The following is a 21,455-nucleotide window of genomic DNA, read 5'->3' on the forward strand; positions in this document are numbered from 1 at the left end:
ATTGCTCACTCGACTTGCCAGTACACATAGGCCACTACACCTGTGGCCCCCTTTTAATGGCATCGAACACTAAAATTAGCGTTAGCATTTCAACTTAATGCCTCGTAAACTGTCTGAGTTAACCCTATTTGTGGATACAGACAAACATCATTTGGAGTTATTTTTGTCAAATAAATTAACCACCCTCAATTTGTATCTCGAACCCGCTGACAGCCGTAGGCTTGCATCGCTATGCGGCCCTTTTGATGACAACATCAAACAGTTAGAACGCCGCATCGGTGTTGAGATCAATTACCGCAACAACCATTTTCAAATTGTTGGCCTGCCACGCAACTGCTTAACCGCCAACAACTTACTCAAAGAGCTGTATGTTGAAACCCAGCCTGTACGAGGCAGTACTCCTGACTTAGAGCCAGACGCTGTTCATATGGCCATTCAAGCTGCCATCGCGCTAGAGGCCGACGGCCCCCGCGATGACAAAGAGCTGTATATAAAAACCAAACGCGGTGTCATTAAGCCCAGAAACCCTAACCAAAGTGATTATGTAGCCAATATCGTCCGCCATGACATCAGCTTTGGCGTTGGCCCTGCTGGTACGGGTAAAACCTACCTTGCGGTCGCCGCCGCGGTCGATGCGCTCGAGCGCCAAGAGGTAAGACGCATCTTACTGACGCGCCCTGCGGTTGAAGCCGGTGAGAAACTGGGCTTTCTGCCAGGTGATTTAAGCCAAAAGGTCGATCCGTATCTGCGCCCGCTATACGATGCCCTCTTTGAGATGATGGGCTTTGAAAAAGTCGAACGATTAATTGAACGCAGCGTTATCGAAGTGGCGCCACTGGCCTATATGCGCGGACGAACCCTAAACGATGCCTTTATCATCTTAGACGAAAGCCAAAATACCACCGTCGAGCAGATGAAAATGTTTTTAACCCGCATCGGATTTAATTCGCGCGCCGTGATCACCGGCGATATTACTCAGATCGATCTGCCCAAGCACCAAAAATCAGGCCTGCGTCACGCCATTGAAGTCCTTAGTGATGTCGATGAGGTGAGCTTTAACTTTTTCCAAGCCAAAGATGTGGTGCGCCACCCCGTTGTGGCCCGCATTGTCGAAGCTTATGAAGCCCATGAGCAAAAAATGGCTAGCGAAAAAGCCAAGCGCGCAAGCCAATATCAATCCCAGGAACAAGCCCAACATGATGTCTGATCACCCTACTCTTGCATTGAGTCTCGACCTGCAAATTGCAACCGACAGCCAAGCGCTTCCGACTCAGGCACAATTTGAAACCTGGGTGCGCTTAGCACTGGGCAACACTATGGCCGAAGCTGAAATGACGATTCGACTGGTTGACATAGAAGAGAGCCAACGCTTAAATCATAGCTATCGCGGTAAAGACAAGCCGACAAATGTGCTATCATTCCCGTTTGAAGCGCCTCCAGAAGTGGAATTACCACTACTTGGCGATTTAGTGATCTGCGTACCCGTTGTCGAAGCTGAAGCAAAACAACAAGATAAAGCCTTAGAAGCCCACTGGGCTCATATGGTTGTACATGGTTGTCTGCATCTGCTAGGGTATGATCACATCGATGATAGCGAAGCAGAAGAGATGGAGTCCTTAGAGACTCAACTGATTGAAAGCCTAGGCTTTCCTAATCCTTACAAGGAGCAATAATTGGCTGTAATAGCCAGGAAATTACTATGAGCGATGACATCCCACCGAGTACCAACGCCCACAAGAAGGGCTGGTTTGAAAAAGTAAGTCAGTTATTCCAGGGCGAACCACAGAGTCGCGACGAGTTAGTGGAAGTTATCCACGATGCTGAGCTAAGAGAAGTGATTAGCGAAGACACTCGCGAGATGATAAAAGGTGTTTTAGAAGTTTCCGATCTGCGCGTGCGTGACATCATGATCCCACGAGCACAAATTGTGGCGCTAAAGATTGATAGTACAGTTGAAGAACTACTATCGACAGTCATTGGTTCTGCACACTCTCGCTTTCCTGTCGTCAACGAAGATAAAGATCATATCGAAGGCATTTTACTTGCCAAAGATCTGCTTAAATACGGCTTTAAAAACAACGACGAACCTTTTTCTTTAGGGCAAGTGATCCGCCCTGCTGTTGTTGTGCCAGAGAGCAAGCGTGTTGATGTCTTATTAAAAGAGTTCCGTTCACAACGCTACCACATGGCGATTGTCGTCGATGAATATGGTGGCGTATCGGGCTTGGTGACGATTGAAGATATTCTCGAAGAGATTGTCGGTGAAATTGAAGATGAATTTGACCACGATTCGGCCGAAGAAACGGAAATCCGTCAAGTGGGCAAACAGCTTTATATGGTTAAAGCCTTAACGCCCATTGAAGACTTTAATGAAAAATTTGGTACTCACTTTAGTGACGAAGAATTTGATACTGTCGGTGGTTTGGTCTCACATGCTTTTGGGCACCTGCCTGAACGTAATGAAAAGGTGATGATCGACGATATAGAATTTAAAGTCATTAGCGCCGATACCCGCAGACTGGTCCAACTCAGGGTTAAATTACCCGATAACCAAACTGACAACGATAACGACTAGTTTCGTATCCCCTTGATGAGGCTTAAATGCTGCTACCACTTAGGGCTATAGCCCATCAACCTTGGTTAAAACTGGTGCTCGCCTATCTGGCGGGTGCCAGCACTACCCTTGCGTTTGCTCCCTATGGCCTATGGCCTATCTATCTGGTTTCAATGGCCTTTGCCCTTAGTCAAAGCCAACCACTCTCACCGAAGCTGACATTTTACTATTGGCTTAGCTTTGGCTTTGGCTGCTTCTCAGTAGGCATTAGCTGGGTGCACGTGAGCATGGACACCTTCGGCGGCCTGCCGCTGGCGGCCTCTATTGGATTAATGGCGTTATTGGCCCTGTATTTGGCACTGTATCCTGCGCTGGCAGGCTATTTACTGGCCAAGCTGACGCCGCAATCGCATTATCTGCGCAACCTATTACTCTTCCCTGCCCTTTGGATGCTCACCGAATGGTCTCGTGGCTGGGTATTGACGGGGTTTCCTTGGTTATGGGCCGGGTACAGCCAAACCAGCGGCCCGTTGAGTCCATTAGCCAGTGTGATCGGCGCACTCGGCCTCAGTTACCTAGTAGCACTGTTGGCTGGCGCGCTTGCGTTGCTGTTTAGCGCTCATAAAACATCATTGGCAAAGCGCGGCGCGCCTTTATTCATCATCGTATTAGTGGCCTGCTCAGCGAGCTACATGACTAAAGTACTGTCACCCATCACGCCTACCGGTAAACAGGTTAATGTCACCTTGGTGCAAGGCAATATTGCCCAAAGCATGAAATGGCAGCCCGAAGCCCTATGGCCCACCATGCTTAAATATATGGACTTGTCGCGACCTGAATTTGCTAATACCGATATTTTTATCTGGCCAGAGGCTGCAATTCCCGCTCCTGAAGATATGGTGAGTGATTTTCTCGACAATGCCAATCAGGTGGCCAATTTTAATAATAGCGCCATCATTACCGGCATTATCAGCCGTCAACAACAGCAGTTTTATAACTCGCTTATTGTCTTAGGCAATCACCAGGCGCCGATGCAAAGTAGCCCGGATTATCAAGCCAATGGAATTAATGAGTTTAGAAAGCATCACCTTCTCCCTATTGGTGAATTTGTGCCCTTTGAGTCCTTGCTACGCCCGCTAGCACCTTTTTTCAACTTACCCATGTCTTCATTTGCTCGCGGCGATTATCAGCAACCTAATCTCAATGCCCTAGGCCATCAAGTCGCGCCCGCTATCTGCTACGAAATAGCCTTTCCTGAGCAACTGCGCGCTAATGTGACCAACGATACCGAACTCCTGCTGACTGTGTCTAACGATGCGTGGTTTGGCCGCTCAAATGGTCCTTTACAGCATATGGAGATTGCCCAGATGCGGGCCATTGAACTGGGGCGCCCCTTAGTCAGGGGCACCAATAATGGCGTCACCGCTGTGGTAAATGTTGATGGCGAGATCACCGCCAGCCTACCGCAATTTGAAACCGGGGTATTACACGCAAGTATTCCACTGATGACAGGAACAACACTGTTTAGCCGCTGGGGACAATGGCCAATATTGCTATTTAGCTGGGGCGTTTTGGGGTATGTGATGATACGCCGATGGACGGTGCGCTGAGCGATTATCAATCACCCACTGCACCGGTATGAAAAGCGGTTAAACATTAAGTTAACCACTTAGCCGTTTCGTTAGCGATGGTAGCGCTAAGAGCAAAGAATCGTTAGCGCTACCGTGCGCCGTCAAAGCGGTTGGCGACACTTACAAGCTAACCCTAAGGCGTTAACGCCTCACGAGTAAACTGCCCACAATCACACTCAGGACAGTCGGGGATCACCCCTGGAAATTCAATGCGCATCTCATGGCCACAGGCGGTGCAGACTAACGTCCCTTGCCCGATAATTTCACCACTTTGATACAGACCATTATGTTTAAAATCTTGCGTGACCTCATGCCACTCCACTTGGCTACGATCAGTGATTTCACTTAACCAATGCCATAACGTATTTTCAACCGCGATAACTGTGGGGCTATGGCTTAAGTCGGAGGCATTTTTCTCTTGCAAGTAATCTGCGATATCACGTTTTAAAAATTGTTCGACTAAAGCTAACTCTTCAGTTTTAGCTTGTTGCTTGAGAGCCAAAAAGTCCTTACTGTTAGTGACAACCTTATATAACTCCTTTACTGTCATAGAGTTATCATCAGCAAAATCCAATTTAACCTGCGAGATCAGGGCCTGATAAAGCGATAGTAATTCGGCACTTCTTTGACTCATGTTCAATACTCCTTCATGCGAACCTTTTTAATGACTCACTTCTAGTTTATTCTATGCAGATCTCACTCGCGCGCAACGTGCGCAAGATCAAATAATAGGCGACATGGCCGGGAATCATCAATGCAAGAGCAATATCTACCTTCAGAGATTGAAGCTAAGGTGCAGCAGCACTGGCAAGACACAAAAACATTTGAAGTAACCGAGGATGAAAGCAAGGAGAAGTTTTACTGCCTCTCGATGTTTCCATACCCTTCTGGCCGACTCCATATGGGCCATGTTCGCAACTACACCATAGGCGATGTAGTTGCGCGTTACCAGCGTCTTCAGGGCAAAAATGTCCTACAACCTATCGGTTGGGACTCGTTTGGCCTGCCTGCTGAAAATGCGGCAATCAATAATAAGACGGCGCCAGCCCCTTGGACTTACGAAAATATCGACTACATGAAAAACCAGCTGAAAATGCTGGGATTTGGCTACGACTGGAGCCGTGAAATCGCCACCTGTACCCCAGAGTACTACCGCTGGGAACAATGGTTCTTCACCAAGTTATACGAAAAAGGCCTAGTCTATAAAAAAACCTCAGCGGTTAACTGGTGCCCCAACGATGAAACCGTACTCGCCAATGAGCAAGTACAGGACGGCTGCTGTTGGCGCTGTGACACCGAAGTGGTGCAAAAAGAGATCCCTCAGTGGTTTATTAAAATCACCGATTACGCCGAAGAGCTACTCAACGACATCGACCAACTCGATGAATGGCCTGAGCAAGTTAAGACCATGCAGCGCAACTGGATTGGTCGCAGTGAAGGCATAGAGATGACCTTCCAAGTGGCTGATAGCGAACAGAGTTTCGATATCTATACCACGCGTCCCGATACAGTAATGGGGGTGACTTATGTGGCGATTGCCGCCGGTCACCCACTCGCTGAGCAAGCCGCGGCCAACAACCCCGCACTTAAAGACTTTATCGAAGAGTGTAAAAATGCCGACACCACCGAGGCCGCTATGGCTGCGATGGAGAAAAAAGGCGTCGATACTGGTCTTAAAGCGATTCATCCACTCACGGGTAAGTTAGTGCCTATATGGGCGGCTAACTTTGTGTTGATGAACTACGGTACTGGCGCGGTGATGTCGGTTCCAGGTCATGACCAACGCGACTATGAATTTGCCACTAAATATGGCCTGCCAATCGAGGGCGTGATTAAGCCAGTCGATGGTGAGCTTGATATTAGTAAAGAAGCTTATACCGAAAAAGGTATTGTGTTTAACTCTGGCGACGCGTTCCCAGAGCTAGATGGCCTAGACTTCCAAGCGGCATTCGATGCCATCGATGCCAAACTATCGAGCGAAGGTAAAGGTAAACGCCAAGTTAACTTCCGTCTACGCGACTGGGGAGTATCTCGTCAGCGTTACTGGGGCGCGCCAATTCCTATGGTCACGCTCGCCGATGGCACTGTAATGCCAACGCCAGAAGATCAACTGCCGGTCATCTTGCCAGAAGATGTGGTAATGGATGGTATTCAAAGCCCAATCAAGGCGGACAAAGAGTGGGCCAAGACTCAAATTAATGGCCAAGAAGCATTCAAAGAGACAGACACCTTTGACACCTTTATGGAGTCATCTTGGTACTATGCTCGTTACTGCAGCCCACACGCAGACCAGATGTTAGATCCTGCGAAAGCCAACTATTGGTTGCCTGTGGATCAATATATCGGTGGTATTGAGCACGCATGTATGCACCTGCTTTACTTCCGCTTTTTCCACAAATTGCTGCGTGATATGGACTTAGTCAACAGTGATGAGCCAGCCAAACGCCTATTGACTCAAGGAATGGTGTTGGCCGATGCTTTCTACTACAACGACGAGAAAGGCGCCCGCGTTTGGGTTTCACCAAGTGATGCCACCGTCACCGAAACGGACGACAAAGGCCGTATCGTTAAAGCGATAGACAGCCAAGGCCATGAACTGGTTTATACTGGCATGAGCAAGATGTCTAAATCTAAAAATAACGGTATTGACCCACAAGAGATGGTCGATAAATACGGCGCCGATACCGTACGCTTGTTTATGATGTTCGCTGCGCCACCAGAGCTAACTCTTGAGTGGCAAGAGTCGAGTGTTGAAGGCGCGCATCGCTTTATCAAGCGTTTATGGAAACTGGCACACGACCATGTCTCTCAAGGGGCGACCACAAGCTTAGATCTCACTGCGCTCAATCCAGCACAGAAAGAGCTGCGCCGCGAGCTGCACAAGACCATTGCTAAAGTGGGTGATGATATTGAGCGCCGTCAGATGTTTAACACCGCCATCGCCTCGGTGATGGAGTTGATGAATCGTCTGCAAAAAGCCCCAGCAGAGAGCGAGCAAGACCGCGGCTTAATGCAAGAAGCACTTTGCGCTGTGGTACGTCTACTGTACCCAATCATTCCGCACACGTGTTTCAGCCTATGGCAAGCTTTAGGGCACGAACAAGCGATCGAAGAGGTGCTGTGGCCTGAAGTCGATCAAGCGGCGCTAGTGGAAGATAGTAAACTTATCATAGTGCAAGTTAACGGCAAGCTACGTGCTAAAATCACTGTCGCGGCCGATGCCGATAAAGACGCAGTTGAAGCTTTGGGTATGGCGCAAGAAGGCGTGATTAAACACACCGAAGGCAAAACCATACGTAAAGTGATTTATGTCCCTGGTAAGCTGCTCAATATCGTAGCAAGCTAACTGTCGCAAGCCCGGCACCTGAATAACCTTTGTGATTCAGGTGCTGCAATGCTCAGCCTATGTTGTTAGGCTGAGCATCATTACTTTAGGAAGAACAGACTCACTTATGTTTATTAAACGCCTGTGTTTCGCCCTGTTAACCCTGACCCTTTTGGCCACCAGCGGTTGCGGCTTTAAACTGCAGCGCAGTTACTCTATTCCCGATGCGCTAAAATCACTGCACCTTAGCAGTCAAGATCAATACAGCGAACTCACCCGCTTGGTACGTGAGCGCTTACGTCTTAACAGCATCAATGTGGTTGACGCGAACGCGACCTTACCCACGCTGAGCATCCTTAATGATTCACTCGACAGAACCACACTCTCCTTATATCCCACAGGGAATGTCGCCGAGTATGAGCTCAACTACCTAGTCTCATTTACGGTGCAACTGCCTGAACGTGATGCACAGCGTTTTGAAGTGGCAATTCATCGCGACTACCTCGATGACCCGCGCACCGCACTGGCTAAAAGCCGTGAAATGGAGCTACTGGTTAAAGAGATGCGCATCCAAGCCGCAGACCAAATTATTCAAATTTTGGCTTCAATCGAGACTAATTGATGCGGGTTTATCCAGATCAATTAGCCAAACAGCTCACGCCATTAACTCAATGCTATTTAGTCTTTGGCGATGATCCTTGGCTGTGCGAAACCAGTAAATCCTTAATTTACGCCCAAGCCAAACGCGACGGTTTCGAAGAGCGAATTCAACTCACCCAAGAAACAGGGTTTAATTGGCAAGACTTGCTCGAAGAGTGGAACACCATGAGCCTGTTCGCGAGCCGCCGTATTATTGAGTTGTCTTTACCCCAAGCCAAGCCTGGCAGTGACGGCAGTGCACAGTTGCAAGCGTTAATGCAACACCATAACCCCGATATCTTATTGCTGCTAACCGGACCCAAATTAGCCAGCGAACAGACTAAATCTAAGTGGTTTAAAAGTCTCGACGCCAAAGGCGTTTATATTCCGTGCACCACGCCTGAAGGCGCGCAATTTCAGCGCTGGCTGCAAGGCAGAATCAGTCACTTCAAGTTACGGCTGACCCAAGATGCACAGCAGATGCTGTTTAACCTGTATGAAGGTAACTTGCTCGCCGCCGATCAAGCGTTGCAACTGCTGCAGTTGCTCAACCCTAACGATCTGATCAACAGCCAACAACTTGAACAGTACTTTGAAGATCAATCTCGCTTTACCGTTTTCCAGTTAGCCGATGTGCTGCTTAATAATCAGCAAGATAAAGCGCAGCATATGTTGTCACAACTGCAGGCCGAAGGCGTAGCCATGCCGATTTTGTTATGGGGCCAATTTAAAGAGCTGACCACGCTATTACAGCTAAAGCAAGCCCAAGAGCTGGGCGGCAATGTCAGTAGCTTATGGAACAAACTGCGTATTTGGGATAAACGTAAAGCGTTATACCAAGCGGCGCTGTCGCGTTTAAGCCTAACGCAAATCGAAGCCATGTTAGCGTTTGCATCCAAGACCGAGCTGAGACTCAAACAACAAGGCGTCGAAGATTGGACCGCCTTGAGCCATCTATGCCTGTTGTACGATCCCAGCGCTCACGAGCACTTGAGCCATATCGAATTAGCATAAAATGAATATCGGCTTGTTAGGCGGCACTTTTGACCCGATCCACTATGGTCACATCACACCGTTACTTGAGGTGCAGCAGGCACTTGGGTTAGACCAAGTGTGGCTAATGCCAAATAACATTCCGCCGCACAAGCCTCAGCCTATGTGCAGCAGCGCACATAGGCTGCAAATGGCGCGTTTAGTCTGCCAGCAATACCCACAAATGCAGGTATGTGATATCGAAATTAAACGTAGCAGCCCGTCATATTCGGTGGTCACGCTTGAACGTTTACGTGCGGCGCACCCGAATGATCAACTGTTATTTATTATGGGCATGGACTCATTTATCAACCTCTCTAGCTGGCATCAATGGCAGCAATTGTTCGAGCTGTGCCATTTGGTGGTATGCCAACGACCAGGCTGGCAGTTGGCAAACGACTCCCCCATGCAGCAGTTACTTGAGCAGCGCCGCGGCGATAAAACCAGCCTCGCCATCGCCACAGAGCGGGGGCAATATGGCGGGCTTATTCTGCCGGTGGCCATTACTGAGCAACCTTACTCATCGACGCAAATAAGAAAGCAACTAGCTAACAACACCTTGCCCGCTGACGCCATGCCCAAAGTCGTTCGCGACTATATTACCGAGCACCAACTGTACCGTTGATCGCGATACAGGCGTTGCTATCGGCGCTCTAATTTGCTAAAAATCCCCTGCCGATGCCGCCTATAGGCGATTACTTTGGCAAGATAACCTGTTATACTGCCCCGCTGTCAAAAATGAATGAGGAAAACCGCGTGCAAAGCGCCGAGCTAAAACAATTTGTCATCGACAAAGTCGAAGATTTAAAAGCAAGAGATATCACAGTATTAGATGTGAGTGAGCAATCAAATATCACCGATTTTATGGTGGTGTGCTCAGGAACATCTAAGACTCACGTTAAAGCAATTGCTGAAAACGTGGTACTAGAAGCTAAACGTGCCAACCTGCACATCAATGGTGTTGAAGGTCGTGATAGCAGCGAATGGGTTCTCGTCGACCTAGGCGATGTTATTGTGCATGTAATGCAAGACAAGACCCGTGATTTTTACCAGCTTGAAAAGCTGTGGTCTGAAAAGCCAGAGTAATGAAGTTACAGCTAGTTGCCGTAGGCACCCGTATGCCCAGTTGGGTTACCACTGGATTTGAAGAGTATCAGCGCCGTTTTCCACGGGATATGCCTTTCGAATTAACAGAGATCCCAGCGGGTAAACGTGGAAAAAATGCCGATATAGCTCGAATTCTTCATAAAGAAGGCGAGCTGATGCTAGCAGCGATACCTAAAGGTAATCATATCGTTAGCCTCGATCTCCCCGGCAAAAACTGGACAACACCTGAACTGGCTACCCAGCTTAGCCGTTGGCAACATGATGGACGCGACGTCAGCTTACTGATTGGTGGCCCAGAAGGACTTGCTCCCGCCTGCAAGCAAGCGGCAACACAAAGCTGGTGTCTTTCGGCACTGACATTACCTCACCCCTTAGTTAGGGTATTGGTGGCCGAGAGCCTTTATCGCGCTTGGAGCGTTAACAATAACCATCCCTATCATCGAGAATAACCCTTACGCTCCTATGCCCGTAGGACACCACAGGATAGGCTAATGATTGCGAACACCAACTTACTGCTGGAGAGAGTATAATTGGCGCCACGTAAACGGATGGCGATGCATAACCATGCCGCCGAAGCCTCACTGTTCAAGCGAAGAGCGATTTTTACTTTCATATGTGTCGTGGTGTTATTGTGCATCCTGTTCACCAATCTCTATCAGTTGCAGATCCTCTCTTACACCGATTATGAAACCCGCTCCAATGACAATCGCATTCGAGTGGTTCCCGTTGCACCGAGCCGCGGCCTGATTTATGACCGCCATGGACAACTACTGGCTGAAAATCAACCCTTCTTCTCGCTTGAACTGATCCCCGAAAAAGTCACTGACGTAGCTTCGACCCTCGATGCGCTTAACGAGGTGATTGAGATCAGTAACGATGAAAGAGAAAATCTCCTCGAAGCCTTGAAATATCATCGCCGCTTCAAGCCTATTACGGTTAAAAATCGCCTGACAGAAGAGCAAGTCGCCGCCTTTAGTGTTAACCAACATCGATTTCCCGGGTTTTCTATCGATGCAGGCCTTAAACGTCATTACCCTTACAACGGTTTAATGACCCATGTACTTGGCTATGTCGGCCGAATTAACAACCGCGATCAAGCAGCCCTTCAAAGCGCTGGCTTATGGAAAAATTACGCCGCCACCAATGATATTGGTAAGCAAGGCATCGAAAAGTTTTACGAAAATTTATTGCATGGCACCCCAGGTCACTTAGAGGAAGAGGTCAATAACCGTGGGCGCACCATTAGGACCCTCAAGTCAGTCGCACCGATACCTGGCCAAGATATCCATCTCACCTTAGATCTGCAGCTGCAAAAAAAGGCCATGGAACTATTAGACGGTAGGCGCGGCTCAATTGTCGCTATCGATCCCCGCGATGGCGGAATATTAGCCATGGTTTCTAGCCCAACTTACGATCCGAACCAATTTGTACACGGCATTAGCTCTAAAGCCTATGGCGAGCTGCTTAACTCGCGCTCACGCCCCTTAATTAATCGATCGACTCAAGGGCAATATGCACCGGCCTCAACGGTAAAACCCCATATGGCGCTATTAGGCTTAGAAGATAAAGTCGTCACCGCGAAAACCCGCGTCTGGGATCCGGGTTTTTGGCAGATCCCCAATGTCGATCATAAGTATCGCGATTGGAAACGCTGGGGCCATGGTTGGGTTGATGTAAATGGTGCGCTAGTACACTCCTGCGATACCTACTTCTATGATTTAGCTTATAAGACTGGCATCGATAAGATGAGCCACTTTATGCTGCAATTTGGCTTTGGTGAACGTACTGGAGTGGATATTTTCGAAGAATCTGCCGGCATCATGCCCTCTCGAGAATGGAAGCGCGCTAAGTACAATCAGCCTTGGTATATAGGTGACACCATTTCAGTGGGAATTGGCCAAGGGTATTGGACTACCACCCCGCTACAGCTTGCTAATTCAACGGCTATTTTAGCCAATAATGGCCAGCGATTTGTGCCTCACCTGCTTAAATCGGTGGAAAACGACACCACCAAGGTCGATACCTTGATCGATGAAATGCCCCCGCTGGAGCTGAAAGACCCACGTAATTGGGAGATCATCAACTCCGCTATGAAAGACACGGCGCATAAATCGCGCTTTGTCGACGCCGGATACACCGCCGCGATGAAAACGGGTACGGCACAAGTATTTACCGTGGCAGAAGATGAAAAGTATGATGCCGATACCATTGATGAGCACCTACGCGATAATGCGCTTATCATTGCGTATGCGCCCTATGAGTCACCCAAAATTGTATTAGCCGTGGTACTCGAAAATGCTGGATGGGGTGGTGCTAACGCAGGTCCCGTCGCACGCGCCTTACTCGATGAATATATTCTCAGAGATGAGTCTCCCACCGTCACCGCTGGAGCGCCGAACAATGACCGCCCATAGCTATCGCCCTAACATCTGGCAGCGTTTACACATAGACCTGCCCCTACTGCTGGGGATCTTGGCACTGATGTGCTTTGGCCTATTTGTTATCTATTCTGCTGGCGGTGAAGATATTGCCCTAATGGAACGTCAGTTAGTGCGTATCGGCTTATCGCTGGCCATCATGCTATTTGTGGCACAGATCAACCCTGAAGTCTTTAGGCGCTGGGCATTCCCCATCTATATTGCCGGGATTGTGCTGTTGCTCGGGGTGCATTTTTTTGGCGAGATAAACAAGGGGGCTCGGCGCTGGTTAAACTTGGGCTTTATGGAGTTTCAACCCTCAGAGCTTATTAAACTGGCCTTTCCCATCACGATGGCCTGGTATATCAGTAAGTTTCCACTACCACCAAAGAAACGCTACCTAGCGGGTGCGGGGGTGTTACTGCTGGTTCCAACGTTGTTGATTGCCAAGCAACCTGATTTGGGCACTTCGATTTTGGTCGCTGCTTCAGGGATATTTGTACTGTTTTTGTCGGGCATGAGCTGGGCGATTGTCGGCAGTTTTGTCGGCGGCGTACTCGCCATGTTACCTGTGCTGTGGTTTTTCTTAATGCATGACTACCAGCGCACGCGAGTATTAACCTTACTCGATCCTGAAAAGGATCCCCTTGGCGCGGGCTACCATATTATTCAGTCGAAAATTGCTATCGGCTCAGGAGGTTTATGGGGCAAGGGCTGGTTAGATGGAACTCAGTCACAGCTGGAATTCTTACCCGAGCGTCATACCGACTTTATCTTCGCCGTCATTGGTGAAGAGTTTGGTTTGATCGGAAGCCTATTGTTATTGGCGCTTTATTTATACGTAATTGGTCGCGGTTTAGTCATTGCCACGCGGGCACAAACCAGTTTTGCCCGTTTACTCGCTGGCAGTATTACTTTAACCTTCTTTGTGTATATTTTTGTCAACATAGGCATGGTGTCGGGTATTTTACCTGTGGTTGGTGTGCCATTACCCCTAATCAGTTATGGAGGCACCTCGATGCTGACACTGATGACTGGCTTTGGTATCTTAATGAGCATTCATACCCATAGACGTTTTGTCGACCGATAACGGAGCACCAGAGTGAAGCTAAGATCGTCCCTCATTGTCATTATGGCCGCCCTCACACTGGGCCTGACCTCGCCAACGACCCAAGCTGCAACTGTAGTCGCTGCCGATGGTGATATTAGCCCCGCCAAGCAAGCTTTTATTCAAGCACAACTCGATGCAGGCTTTACCGAATCAGAGGTAGAGCAGTTTCTTGCCAAGGCTAATTATAATCAAAAAGTCATCGATGCAATTACCACCCCCTGGGAAGCCAAACCTTGGCATCTTTATCAACCTATTTTTCTTACCGAGCAACGCCTAGCTAAAGGTATCGAGTTTTGGCAACGTTATGCCGATACTATAACTAAGGCCGCCAATGAGTTTCAGGTCGAACCGGAGATCATTGTAGCCATTATTGGTATCGAAACCTTTTATGGTGGTTATTTGGGAAATTACCCTGTCATCGATGCGCTATATACCCTAGGGTTTCACTACACCCCTAGAGCCAAGTTCTTTAGCAAGGAGCTCGCTAATCTGCAGATGCTCGCTAAAGAGGAACAACTTGATATCAGCAACTTAAAAGGCTCTTATGCGGGCGCGATGGGTTTTGGGCAATTTATCCCTTCGAGTTATCGCCATTACGCCGTAGACTTTGATAATGATGGCCAGCGTGACTTAATAGGTAATCCTATCGATGCTATTGGCAGCGTTGCTAACTACTTTCATCAACATCGCTGGCAAAAAGGCGAGCCAATAGCCTTGCCCTTAACCAATCATACGCTACCCGAGCATTTAAAGGTGTGGCAAGGTGAAAAGTTACATTACCAGGTGGCCGATATACTCTCGCCTCAGATTTCACTGGCCCAAAATACCGACTTAGATATCAACCAGCCAGCGATGATCGTTGAACTGGTTCAAGCTCAGCAAACCGATTACTGGTTAGGACTGCACAACTTTTATGTGATCACTCGCTACAACCGCAGCCCCTTATACGCCATGGCCGTTTATCAATTCAGCCAACAACTGAAAGACTCATATGTTAAATAGTTACCGCTTTAATCATAAGAAACACTGTCTGTATCACGCCAGCTTAATGGTATGTATTTTATTACTTGGCGCATGCTCATCAAACAGCGATCGCCGCTATAAAATGAGTGACGATGCGGCGCCTACACACACACCAGATGTCACCAAGGTTGAAGACGCGCATCCTAGATTTGAACCCTACAGCCGTGGCGGAAACAGTAAAAGTTACACTGTTCGCGGTAAGACCTATAGCGTACTCGATACGGGTAAAGGCTACCAGAAGACCGGAGTTGCGTCATGGTATGGCGCCAAGTTTCATGGTCACCTTACCTCGAATGGTGAAACCTATGATATGTATTCAATGTCGGCGGCCCACAAAACCCTGCCTTTACCCAGTTACGCTAGAATCACAAACCTAACCAACAACAAGAGTGTGATCGTGCGTGTGAACGACCGAGGCCCGTTTCATGATGAGCGCTTGATTGATTTGTCTTACGCCGCCGCCCATCGACTCGATATGCTCAAAACCGGGACGGCCAAAGTCAAGGTTGAGGTCATTTATATTGAGAACCCAGAATCGGCTGCCCTTGCCGAACTCAAAACTACCGACTTGCATTATGTGCAAGTGGTGGCATCATCAGATAAGCGCCGCATCGATAAGCTATCTGGCCAATTAGCTAGCCAGTACCAAGTAAAAACCCGTATTCAGCAAACGGGAGACTTATATAAGCTTCAATTGGGTCCCATTGGCCGGCAGCAAATTGCTGCCGAATTACATCAAACCCTGCGGCAAAATGGTTTTCCGCAAAGCTACTTAGTCGTAGAGTAGATGAATAATTGACTCAATTTAATGAAGATTAATGAACCTTCACTCAATTACAGAGTCGACTAATGGTATACTCGGCCTGATAGCTGCTTTCTTTTCGCATTCAACCAAAAGACGTGCCTTTTTAATATGAAATTGATAAATCAATACGCTAAATCACTGCTCCTTCTAAGCTCACTCTCCTTTACCGCTGTCAGCGCCGCGCCAGTGGTTACGCCAGACGCACCAAAGGTCGCAGCTAAAGCTTATATTTTGATGGATTACCATTCGGGGCAGATTATTGCTGAAGAAAATGCCTATGAAAGCTTAAACCCAGCTAGTTTGACTAAAATGTTGACCAGTTATGTTATCGGTCATGAGATCAAAGTGGGCAATATCGCGCCTACCGATCAGGTTACTATTAGCAAAAAAGCCTGGTCAAAGAACTTCCCTGATTCATCCAAGATGTTTATCGAAGTCGGTAAGCAAGTGACTGTAGAGGACCTTAATCGCGGTATCGTCATTCAATCGGGTAACGATGCTTGTGTCGCGATGGCGGAGCATATTGCTGGTACTGAAGATGGTTTTGTTAACATGATGAACTCATGGGCACAGCAGCTTGGCATGACCGACAGCTATTTTGAAAATTCACATGGGCTTGACTCGGAAAATCATAAAACCACCGCTTATGATATGGCGATCCTTGGTGCGGCATTAATCCGAGATGTACCTGAGGAGTATCGAGTCTACGCTGAAAAATCCTTTACCTTTAATGGTATTAAGCAATACAACCGTAACGGTTTGTTGTGGGATAAAAGCTTAAATGTCGATGGCATCAAAACTGGCCACACGTCAGGCGCTGGTTATAACCTCGTCACCTCAGCGACTAAAGATGGCATGCGTCTTATTTCTGTAGTCATGGGCACCGCAAGCGAGTCAGCGCGTAAGGCTGAAAGCAAAAAACTACTCAATTATGGTTTCCGCTTCTTTGAAACCATCACTCCGTATCAAGCCGGTGACAGCTTTGTTACTCAAAAAATTTGGTACGGCGACCGAGAAACTGTTGATCTGGGCGTCACCACAGACACCCCAATCACCATTTACCGCGGTCAGGCGCAAAACCTCCAAGCTAACTTTGAACTGAATAAAGAACTTACCGCGCCACTCGCCAAAGGGGAAGTTGTCGGACGCCTCTATTTCCAGCTTGATGGTAAAGATGTAGCCCAGTTCCCACTCGTTACCTTACAAGAAGTCAATGAAGGTAGCTGGTTCAGTAAGTTAATGGATTACTTCAAACAGATGTTTGCCAGCTGGTTCAGCTAATTTAACCACGCAAGACTAAGGTCACCTCTGGGTGGCCTTTTTGTTTTACCTTACAGGGGTTGAATTAGGTATAATGCGCCCCATTTAATACCTCATCTATTTCGGCAAGAGATTAAAACCAATGTTAGACACTAAGTTTCACGAGCTCATGGAGTTCCCTGCAGCATTTCCGTTTAAAGTTGTTGGTGATGCAAGAGGCACACTGGCCGATGATGTCGTTGCCGTTGTGCAGCGCCATGTACCAGGTGACTATATTCCGACAACCAGAGAATCGAGCAAAGGCACTTATAACTCAATCACCATCAAGGTGATGGTCGACAGCAAAGAACAAATTGAGACGCTGTACATTGAGTTAGCCGCAATTGTCGGTGTTAAACGCGTGCTCTAATCCAGTGCCATACAAGAAGAAGTGTGATCTATATTACATTTCTTAATTTCGCGCGTATAATAAGCGCACAAAATGCTAAGGGGAGAGGTTGCCCTTGAAGGATAAAGTTTTACACATTCGTCATCTTGGTCGCCAAGATTACGAATCGGTATGGCATGCCATGCAGCATTATACCGATACTCGCGATGAACACAGCCAAGATGAACTTTGGATAGTAGAGCACCCAGCCGTTTTTACCCAAGGTCAAGCAGGTAAGAGCGAGCACATACTTAATCCAGGTGACATCCCAGTGATCCAAGTCGATAGAGGTGGCCAAGTGACCTATCACGGGCCTGGACAACTGGTAGCGTACCCTTTACTGGATATCAAGCGTCTCAAAATTGGGGTGCGCCAGCTGGTGACAGATATAGAGCAAAGCATCGTCAACATGCTAGCCATGTATGATATCCAGGCGTATCCTAAAGCCGATGCGCCGGGTGTCTATGTCGATGAGCGTAAAATTGCCTCTCTCGGGTTACGTATCCGCAAAGGATGCTCGTTTCATGGCCTTGCACTTAATGTCGATATGGATATGTCCCCATTTCAACGCATCAACCCCTGTGGGTATGCCGGTTTAGAGATGGTGCAATGCAAGCCGTTAAACGGACCTCAAACCGTCATAGAAGCAGGCGAAAAACTTATCCAAACCTTTAGCCAAACACTGGGCTATCATCATTTAGAACATCATCAAGGGTTAGCAAAGTCATATGAATAGGCCTGAAAGACTACAACCGGGAGTTAAGTTACGTGACGCCGATAAGGTCTCACGCATTCCAGTTAAGATCGTGCCTTCAGAGCGCGAAACAATGTTACGTAAACCCGATTGGTTAAGGGTAAAATTACCTGCTTCTAATCAGCGTATTATCGACATCAAACAAGCACTGCGTAAAAACGGGTTGCACTCTGTCTGCGAAGAAGCATCTTGCCCGAACTTAGCAGAATGCTTTAACCATGGTACTGCGACCTTCATGATTTTGGGGGCTATTTGTACTCGCCGCTGTCCGTTTTGTGACGTAGCCCATGGCCGACCACTAAAGCCTGATGCCGAAGAGCCCGTCAAGCTTGCACAAACAATTCGCGATATGAAGCTTAAATATGTGGTGATCACCTCTGTCGATCGTGACGATCTTAGAGACGGTGGAGCACAACATTTTGCCGACTGCATTCGTGAAATTCGGATATTAAATCCAGAGATCAAAATAGAGATTCTCGTGCCTGACTTCAGAGGCCGTATTGATGCCGCACTGGACATCTTAGCCACAGAGCCGCCTGATGTGTTTAACCACAACTTAGAAACGGCGCCTAAGCACTATCGTAAGGCCCGTCCTGGCGCCAACTATCAATGGTCACTGGATCTGCTGAAGAAATTTAAAGAACGTCATCCATCAATACCCACGAAGTCTGGATTGATGATGGGACTTGGTGAAACCAACGAAGAGATCGCTGAAGTATTGCAAGATCTGCGCGCTCATAACGTCGAAATGCTCACACTAGGCCAATATCTTCAACCTTCTAAGTTTCACCTACCTGTAGAACGTTATGTTCCGCCTGCGGAGTTTGACGAGCTAAGAGAATTTGCCGAAAAGATAGGCTTTACCCATGCAGCATGTGGCCCAATGGTTCGTTCTAGCTACCATGCCGATCTACAAGCGCAAGGCAAAGAAGTTAAATAAGCGCTTCTTTTAACCGCAACAAGTTTTAATCTAAAAATAGCGCCGCAAGGCGCTATTTTTTTATCACAATATTTGTTGCAGGTAAGCCTATAATAATCGCTCCATCAACACCGCATCTTCCTTGCCTAGCTCATGTTGATAATAGTTAACCCGTAAACCAGTACTAACAAAACCCGCCCTTTCATACAAACGGATCACCGCAGTACTCGATGCCCTAACCTCTAACATTATCCGCTCTGCACCACCAGAGGCCGCTAAATCGACTACAGCATCTAATAACACTCTACCAAGTCCTTTGCCTTGATTTTCTGGTGACACGCAAATATCCATCAATGTGGCGTCCTCAAATAACAAGTGCAAAATGGCAAATCCTACGAGGTCGCCATCAATCTCAAGACCAATGACATGATAGAAACGCCCAAAGCAACTCTCAAGCGTTGCTATAGACATAGGAAATGGGTGACAACGTTGCTCTATTTCAGCAACCTTGCTCGCATCAGCCAGCGATAAAGCCCTTAACTTATAATGCATGCTGTTGCTCGCATATCGATTGCCAAAGCGCCCGCTTAGCCTGAACGTCACGCTCAAGCTCATTCAAAGGGGCGGAGCTGATAACAGAGTTCACTTTAGGCAGCTTTAACTTACGCATATCCCAAAGAATATTATGTTGTAATTTAGTGGTTAGTTGAACTTGAGCGGATTCTACATCAACAAGCCTAAGCACAATTTGGATGATCGGATGACTGAGATCGAGTTGCCCACTATGATCAAGCAGAATAATAGCCCTAGGCAATACATTATTAGCATCGGTCCAACGGGTTACCCCCATCGCGTCCAAATAATCGTCTCTATTCAAGTTCACTCCAATCAATCCAAATACGACACAAGAATACCAGTTACACAGTTAGAATGTCACTGGAGTAACTAAAGCAAGTCGTTAAACACGAGGAAGATGGCAAACACTTTGACAGGTATTAACACAGTAAACGTATCGATCGACATCCACATTTAATAAAAGCAGAAAAGCAAAAAGCCGTTCATTTCTGAACGGCTTCTTTAATTTGGCAGGGGTGGCAGGACTCGAACCCGCAACCATCGGTTTTGGAGACCGCTGTTCTACCAATTGGAACTACACCCCTGTTGACGTGGGGCATTATGCAAAAACAGCCTCCAAAGGTAAAGTACTTTTTCAAGCTAAATCACCTGACTGCCTCTTTTTCATGCAAGACAACCTATATCATCGATATTATGTACGTTTTATCCTAAGTTAATCGCCATTAGTTCACTAGATGACTTTTCCCTTCCATGAAACACAACGAGGCAATGCATCTGAATCTAGCGGTAAATGTGGACTTAAAAAGGCTCAACAAACCAAGATCAATAAGATTCCTTCATAAACCTTTATTGGAACACTGAATTAGTGACCTTGTAATTGAGCATCTATTATCGACTTCTATAGCTAATCCCGTGCAGCCCCGATGGTAACCAATCTTAAGCGGTTATTATCCAGTTTTAAGCTGTTCTTGATAAATACAGGAACTCCATACTACAAGCGCCAAGAATAGCGGGAGTGCTATAGAATGTAGGAGGCAGCGTAATGCATCTAAGAGTTACTGAGGAGACATTAACGACCTCAACATAGGTATTACACCTTACGCCGTTCACAGGCTTTATCCCCCCCATGTTCGAATGATAATGTTAAAAGCGAATCCCTGCACTGCATGCTAGCAATTATTCGCCTCTCTTTCTAAAATGCTTTTTTTGAAGATATTTAGGTATCTGGAAATGGTCAGCTACGCTAAAACGTCATGCTAACCGATATATAGATGTAGGGGGCTATAGTAAATGCCTGGACAAAACTTCTGCCATAAACACATCGCTACCACGATATTCGCCCTACTCTCATTTAAAAGCATCATATTGGCTCATCTTGAGCGAAAAAGTAGTACGTGGACGTGTAGGCCTCAGCTTCTTTATCACTAAGCTGAGGCCTGCACAGCGGCGGAGCGACATCGGGAGTAGGCACAACTTCTAAGTGCTTAAGTGGATAAGCCACCTTATTCAGATGACTTATCCACGACTCTTTACGAGAAGTATTAGGCACTTGTCATGGTCAGCTTCGAGCTAGCTCTCCGCGTTCAGCGCCAGCATCAAGCTGCGCTGAATAAGCGCAGACGCTGCCCCCTACGACCGCCAAGGATGGCGGAAGTGTCGATATTGTCTGGAACATTTATCGACCTCCACATGAGTTTGAGCCTCACCACGTTCGGACTTTTTATTTCCCCATGTTCGAGTGGTTATCTCCAAGCTAAAACGAAAAAAGCCCGTTGCATTAGCAACGGGCTTTGTCGTATTAGGCGTCTGGAAATGACCTACTCTCACATGGGGAGACCCCACACTACCATCGGCGCGATTGCGTTTCACTTCTGA

The 21,455-nt window shown here is 47.5% G+C and carries 22 protein-coding genes and 1 tRNA gene; 18 read left to right on the forward strand and 5 right to left on the reverse strand.

The window, feature by feature from the left end; all coding sequences use genetic code 11:
• Window positions 1–163 precede the first annotated feature (163 nt).
• The 4 genes from DVO77_RS10955 to lnt are packed head-to-tail and all read left to right on the forward strand — an operon-like array spanning window position 164 to window position 4,164.
• Window positions 164–1,207: a PhoH family protein gene (locus DVO77_RS10955; protein WP_119978381.1), complete on the forward strand. Its 1,044-nt coding sequence runs from the start codon at window positions 164–166 to the stop codon at window positions 1,205–1,207.
• Window positions 1,197–1,673, forward strand: coding sequence for an rRNA maturation RNase YbeY (ybeY, locus tag DVO77_RS10960; RefSeq protein ID WP_110457829.1), 477 nt, complete (start codon window positions 1,197–1,199; stop codon window positions 1,671–1,673). Before DVO77_RS10955 ends, ybeY begins: the two co-directional genes overlap by 11 nt.
• Window positions 1,674–1,699: 26 nt before the next feature.
• Window positions 1,700–2,575 carry a CNNM family magnesium/cobalt transport protein CorC gene (gene corC / locus DVO77_RS10965; protein WP_110457830.1) on the forward strand — a complete coding sequence of 292 codons (876 nt, stop codon included), beginning with the start codon at window positions 1,700–1,702 and terminating at the stop codon, window positions 2,573–2,575.
• Window positions 2,576–2,601: 26 nt separating this feature from the next.
• Complete coding sequence (gene lnt / locus DVO77_RS10970; protein WP_119978364.1) at window positions 2,602–4,164, forward strand: apolipoprotein N-acyltransferase; 1,563 nt, start codon at window positions 2,602–2,604, stop codon at window positions 4,162–4,164.
• A gap of 154 nt (window positions 4,165–4,318) precedes the next feature.
• Here lnt and DVO77_RS10975 read toward each other — a convergent pair whose 3' ends face one another.
• The gene (locus DVO77_RS10975) at window positions 4,319–4,819 is read right to left on the reverse strand and encodes a zinc ribbon-containing protein (protein WP_110457832.1); all 501 of its coding nucleotides are present in this window, start codon (window positions 4,817–4,819) and stop codon (window positions 4,319–4,321) included.
• 120 nt (window positions 4,820–4,939) lie between these two features.
• On the opposite strand from DVO77_RS10975, the gene leuS reads away from it, so the two are divergent.
• The 14 genes from leuS (at window position 4,940) to lipA (ending at window position 19,025) form a co-directional block, all read left to right on the forward strand.
• Window positions 4,940–7,531 carry a leucine--tRNA ligase gene (leuS, locus tag DVO77_RS10980; RefSeq protein ID WP_119978365.1) on the forward strand — a complete coding sequence of 864 codons (2,592 nt, stop codon included), beginning with the start codon at window positions 4,940–4,942 and terminating at the stop codon, window positions 7,529–7,531.
• 106 nt (window positions 7,532–7,637) lie between these two features.
• Window positions 7,638–8,132: an LPS-assembly lipoprotein LptE gene (locus DVO77_RS10985; protein ID WP_119978366.1), complete on the forward strand. Its 495-nt coding sequence runs from the start codon at window positions 7,638–7,640 to the stop codon at window positions 8,130–8,132.
• On the forward strand, window positions 8,132–9,163 hold the full coding sequence (holA, locus tag DVO77_RS10990; protein WP_119978367.1) for a DNA polymerase III subunit delta: 1,032 nt from the start codon (window positions 8,132–8,134) through the stop codon (window positions 9,161–9,163). Before DVO77_RS10985 ends, holA begins: the two co-directional genes overlap by 1 nt.
• 1 nt (window position 9,164) lies before the next feature.
• Window positions 9,165–9,806: a nicotinate-nucleotide adenylyltransferase gene (gene nadD, locus DVO77_RS10995; protein WP_119978368.1), complete on the forward strand. Its 642-nt coding sequence runs from the start codon at window positions 9,165–9,167 to the stop codon at window positions 9,804–9,806.
• Between the two features lie 131 nt (window positions 9,807–9,937).
• Entirely contained in the window at window positions 9,938–10,267 is a 330-nt protein-coding gene (rsfS, locus tag DVO77_RS11000; protein ID WP_110457874.1) for a ribosome silencing factor, read from the forward strand.
• A complete protein-coding gene (gene rlmH, locus DVO77_RS11005) occupies window positions 10,267–10,737 on the forward strand; it encodes a 23S rRNA (pseudouridine(1915)-N(3))-methyltransferase RlmH (protein ID WP_119978369.1) in 471 nt (156 codons plus the stop codon). Before rsfS ends, rlmH begins: the two co-directional genes overlap by 1 nt.
• 81 nt (window positions 10,738–10,818) lie before the next feature.
• Window positions 10,819–12,702, forward strand: coding sequence for a penicillin-binding protein 2 (mrdA, locus tag DVO77_RS11010; RefSeq protein WP_119978370.1), 1,884 nt, complete (start codon window positions 10,819–10,821; stop codon window positions 12,700–12,702).
• The gene (gene rodA, locus DVO77_RS11015; protein ID WP_119978371.1) at window positions 12,689–13,795 is read left to right on the forward strand and encodes a rod shape-determining protein RodA; all 1,107 of its coding nucleotides are present in this window, start codon (window positions 12,689–12,691) and stop codon (window positions 13,793–13,795) included. The genes mrdA and rodA overlap by 14 nt, the downstream gene beginning before the upstream one ends.
• 42 nt (window positions 13,796–13,837) lie before the next feature.
• Window positions 13,838–14,818 (forward strand): lytic murein transglycosylase B, encoded by a 981-nt coding sequence (mltB, locus tag DVO77_RS11020; protein WP_119978372.1) that lies wholly within the window; start codon window positions 13,838–13,840, stop codon window positions 14,816–14,818.
• Window positions 14,808–15,626: a septal ring lytic transglycosylase RlpA family protein gene (locus DVO77_RS11025; protein WP_211328799.1), complete on the forward strand. Its 819-nt coding sequence runs from the start codon at window positions 14,808–14,810 to the stop codon at window positions 15,624–15,626. The genes mltB and DVO77_RS11025 overlap by 11 nt, the downstream gene beginning before the upstream one ends.
• A gap of 126 nt (window positions 15,627–15,752) precedes the next feature.
• The gene (locus tag DVO77_RS11030) at window positions 15,753–16,925 is read left to right on the forward strand and encodes a serine hydrolase (RefSeq protein WP_110457841.1); all 1,173 of its coding nucleotides are present in this window, start codon (window positions 15,753–15,755) and stop codon (window positions 16,923–16,925) included.
• Window positions 16,926–17,046: 121 nt separating this feature from the next.
• The gene (ybeD, locus tag DVO77_RS11035) at window positions 17,047–17,313 is read left to right on the forward strand and encodes a DUF493 family protein YbeD (RefSeq protein ID WP_119978373.1); all 267 of its coding nucleotides are present in this window, start codon (window positions 17,047–17,049) and stop codon (window positions 17,311–17,313) included.
• Between the two features lie 94 nt (window positions 17,314–17,407).
• Window positions 17,408–18,067, forward strand: a complete 660-nt coding sequence (lipB, locus tag DVO77_RS11040) for a lipoyl(octanoyl) transferase LipB (protein WP_119978383.1) — start codon at window positions 17,408–17,410, stop codon at window positions 18,065–18,067.
• Window positions 18,060–19,025: a lipoyl synthase gene (lipA, locus tag DVO77_RS11045; RefSeq protein WP_110457843.1), complete on the forward strand. Its 966-nt coding sequence runs from the start codon at window positions 18,060–18,062 to the stop codon at window positions 19,023–19,025. Before lipB ends, lipA begins: the two co-directional genes overlap by 8 nt.
• An 87-nt stretch (window positions 19,026–19,112) precedes the next feature.
• Here the strand turns inward: lipA and rimI are convergent, their stop codons facing one another.
• From rimI to DVO77_RS19120, 4 genes are all read right to left on the reverse strand, one after another.
• Window positions 19,113–19,556, reverse strand: coding sequence for a ribosomal protein S18-alanine N-acetyltransferase (gene rimI, locus DVO77_RS11050; RefSeq protein WP_119978374.1), 444 nt, complete (start codon window positions 19,554–19,556; stop codon window positions 19,113–19,115).
• A complete protein-coding gene (locus tag DVO77_RS11055) occupies window positions 19,546–19,881 on the reverse strand; it encodes a DNA polymerase III subunit psi (protein ID WP_162924182.1) in 336 nt (111 codons plus the stop codon). Before DVO77_RS11055 ends, rimI begins: the two co-directional genes overlap by 11 nt.
• A 206-nt stretch (window positions 19,882–20,087) precedes the next feature.
• Window positions 20,088–20,164 (reverse strand) — tRNA-Trp (locus DVO77_RS11060).
• A 1,045-nt stretch (window positions 20,165–21,209) separates the two neighbouring features.
• Window positions 21,210–21,455 (reverse strand): hypothetical protein (locus tag DVO77_RS19120; RefSeq protein WP_211328801.1); only part of this gene is annotated, 246 nt, incomplete at its 5' end.

This window comes from Shewanella algidipiscicola, assembly GCF_003605125.1.
In the GTDB taxonomy this organism is placed as follows: domain Bacteria; phylum Pseudomonadota; class Gammaproteobacteria; order Enterobacterales; family Shewanellaceae; genus Shewanella; species Shewanella algidipiscicola.

Excerpts from the sequence above, each read along its gene's own strand:
- ybeY (WP_110457829.1), top strand. The coding sequence starts at position 1,197 with ATGATGTCTGATCACCCTACTCTTGCATTGAGTCTCGACCTGCAAATT.
- corC (WP_110457830.1), top strand. The coding sequence starts at position 1,700 with ATGAGCGATGACATCCCACCGAGTACCAACGCCCACAAGAAGGGCTGG.
- lnt (WP_119978364.1), top strand. The coding sequence starts at position 2,602 with ATGCTGCTACCACTTAGGGCTATAGCCCATCAACCTTGGTTAAAACTG.
- DVO77_RS10975 (WP_110457832.1), bottom strand. The coding sequence starts at position 4,819 with ATGAGTCAAAGAAGTGCCGAATTACTATCGCTTTATCAGGCCCTGATC.
- leuS (WP_119978365.1), top strand. The coding sequence starts at position 4,940 with ATGCAAGAGCAATATCTACCTTCAGAGATTGAAGCTAAGGTGCAGCAG.
- DVO77_RS10985 (WP_119978366.1), top strand. The coding sequence starts at position 7,638 with ATGTTTATTAAACGCCTGTGTTTCGCCCTGTTAACCCTGACCCTTTTG.
- holA (WP_119978367.1), top strand. The coding sequence starts at position 8,132 with ATGCGGGTTTATCCAGATCAATTAGCCAAACAGCTCACGCCATTAACT.
- nadD (WP_119978368.1), top strand. The coding sequence starts at position 9,165 with ATGAATATCGGCTTGTTAGGCGGCACTTTTGACCCGATCCACTATGGT.
- rlmH (WP_119978369.1), top strand. The coding sequence starts at position 10,267 with ATGAAGTTACAGCTAGTTGCCGTAGGCACCCGTATGCCCAGTTGGGTT.
- rodA (WP_119978371.1), top strand. The coding sequence starts at position 12,689 with ATGACCGCCCATAGCTATCGCCCTAACATCTGGCAGCGTTTACACATA.
- mltB (WP_119978372.1), top strand. The coding sequence starts at position 13,838 with ATGGCCGCCCTCACACTGGGCCTGACCTCGCCAACGACCCAAGCTGCA.
- DVO77_RS11025 (WP_211328799.1), top strand. The coding sequence starts at position 14,808 with ATGTTAAATAGTTACCGCTTTAATCATAAGAAACACTGTCTGTATCAC.
- DVO77_RS11030 (WP_110457841.1), top strand. The coding sequence starts at position 15,753 with ATGAAATTGATAAATCAATACGCTAAATCACTGCTCCTTCTAAGCTCA.
- ybeD (WP_119978373.1), top strand. The coding sequence starts at position 17,047 with ATGTTAGACACTAAGTTTCACGAGCTCATGGAGTTCCCTGCAGCATTT.
- lipA (WP_110457843.1), top strand. The coding sequence starts at position 18,060 with ATGAATAGGCCTGAAAGACTACAACCGGGAGTTAAGTTACGTGACGCC.
- rimI (WP_119978374.1), bottom strand. The coding sequence starts at position 19,556 with ATGCATTATAAGTTAAGGGCTTTATCGCTGGCTGATGCGAGCAAGGTT.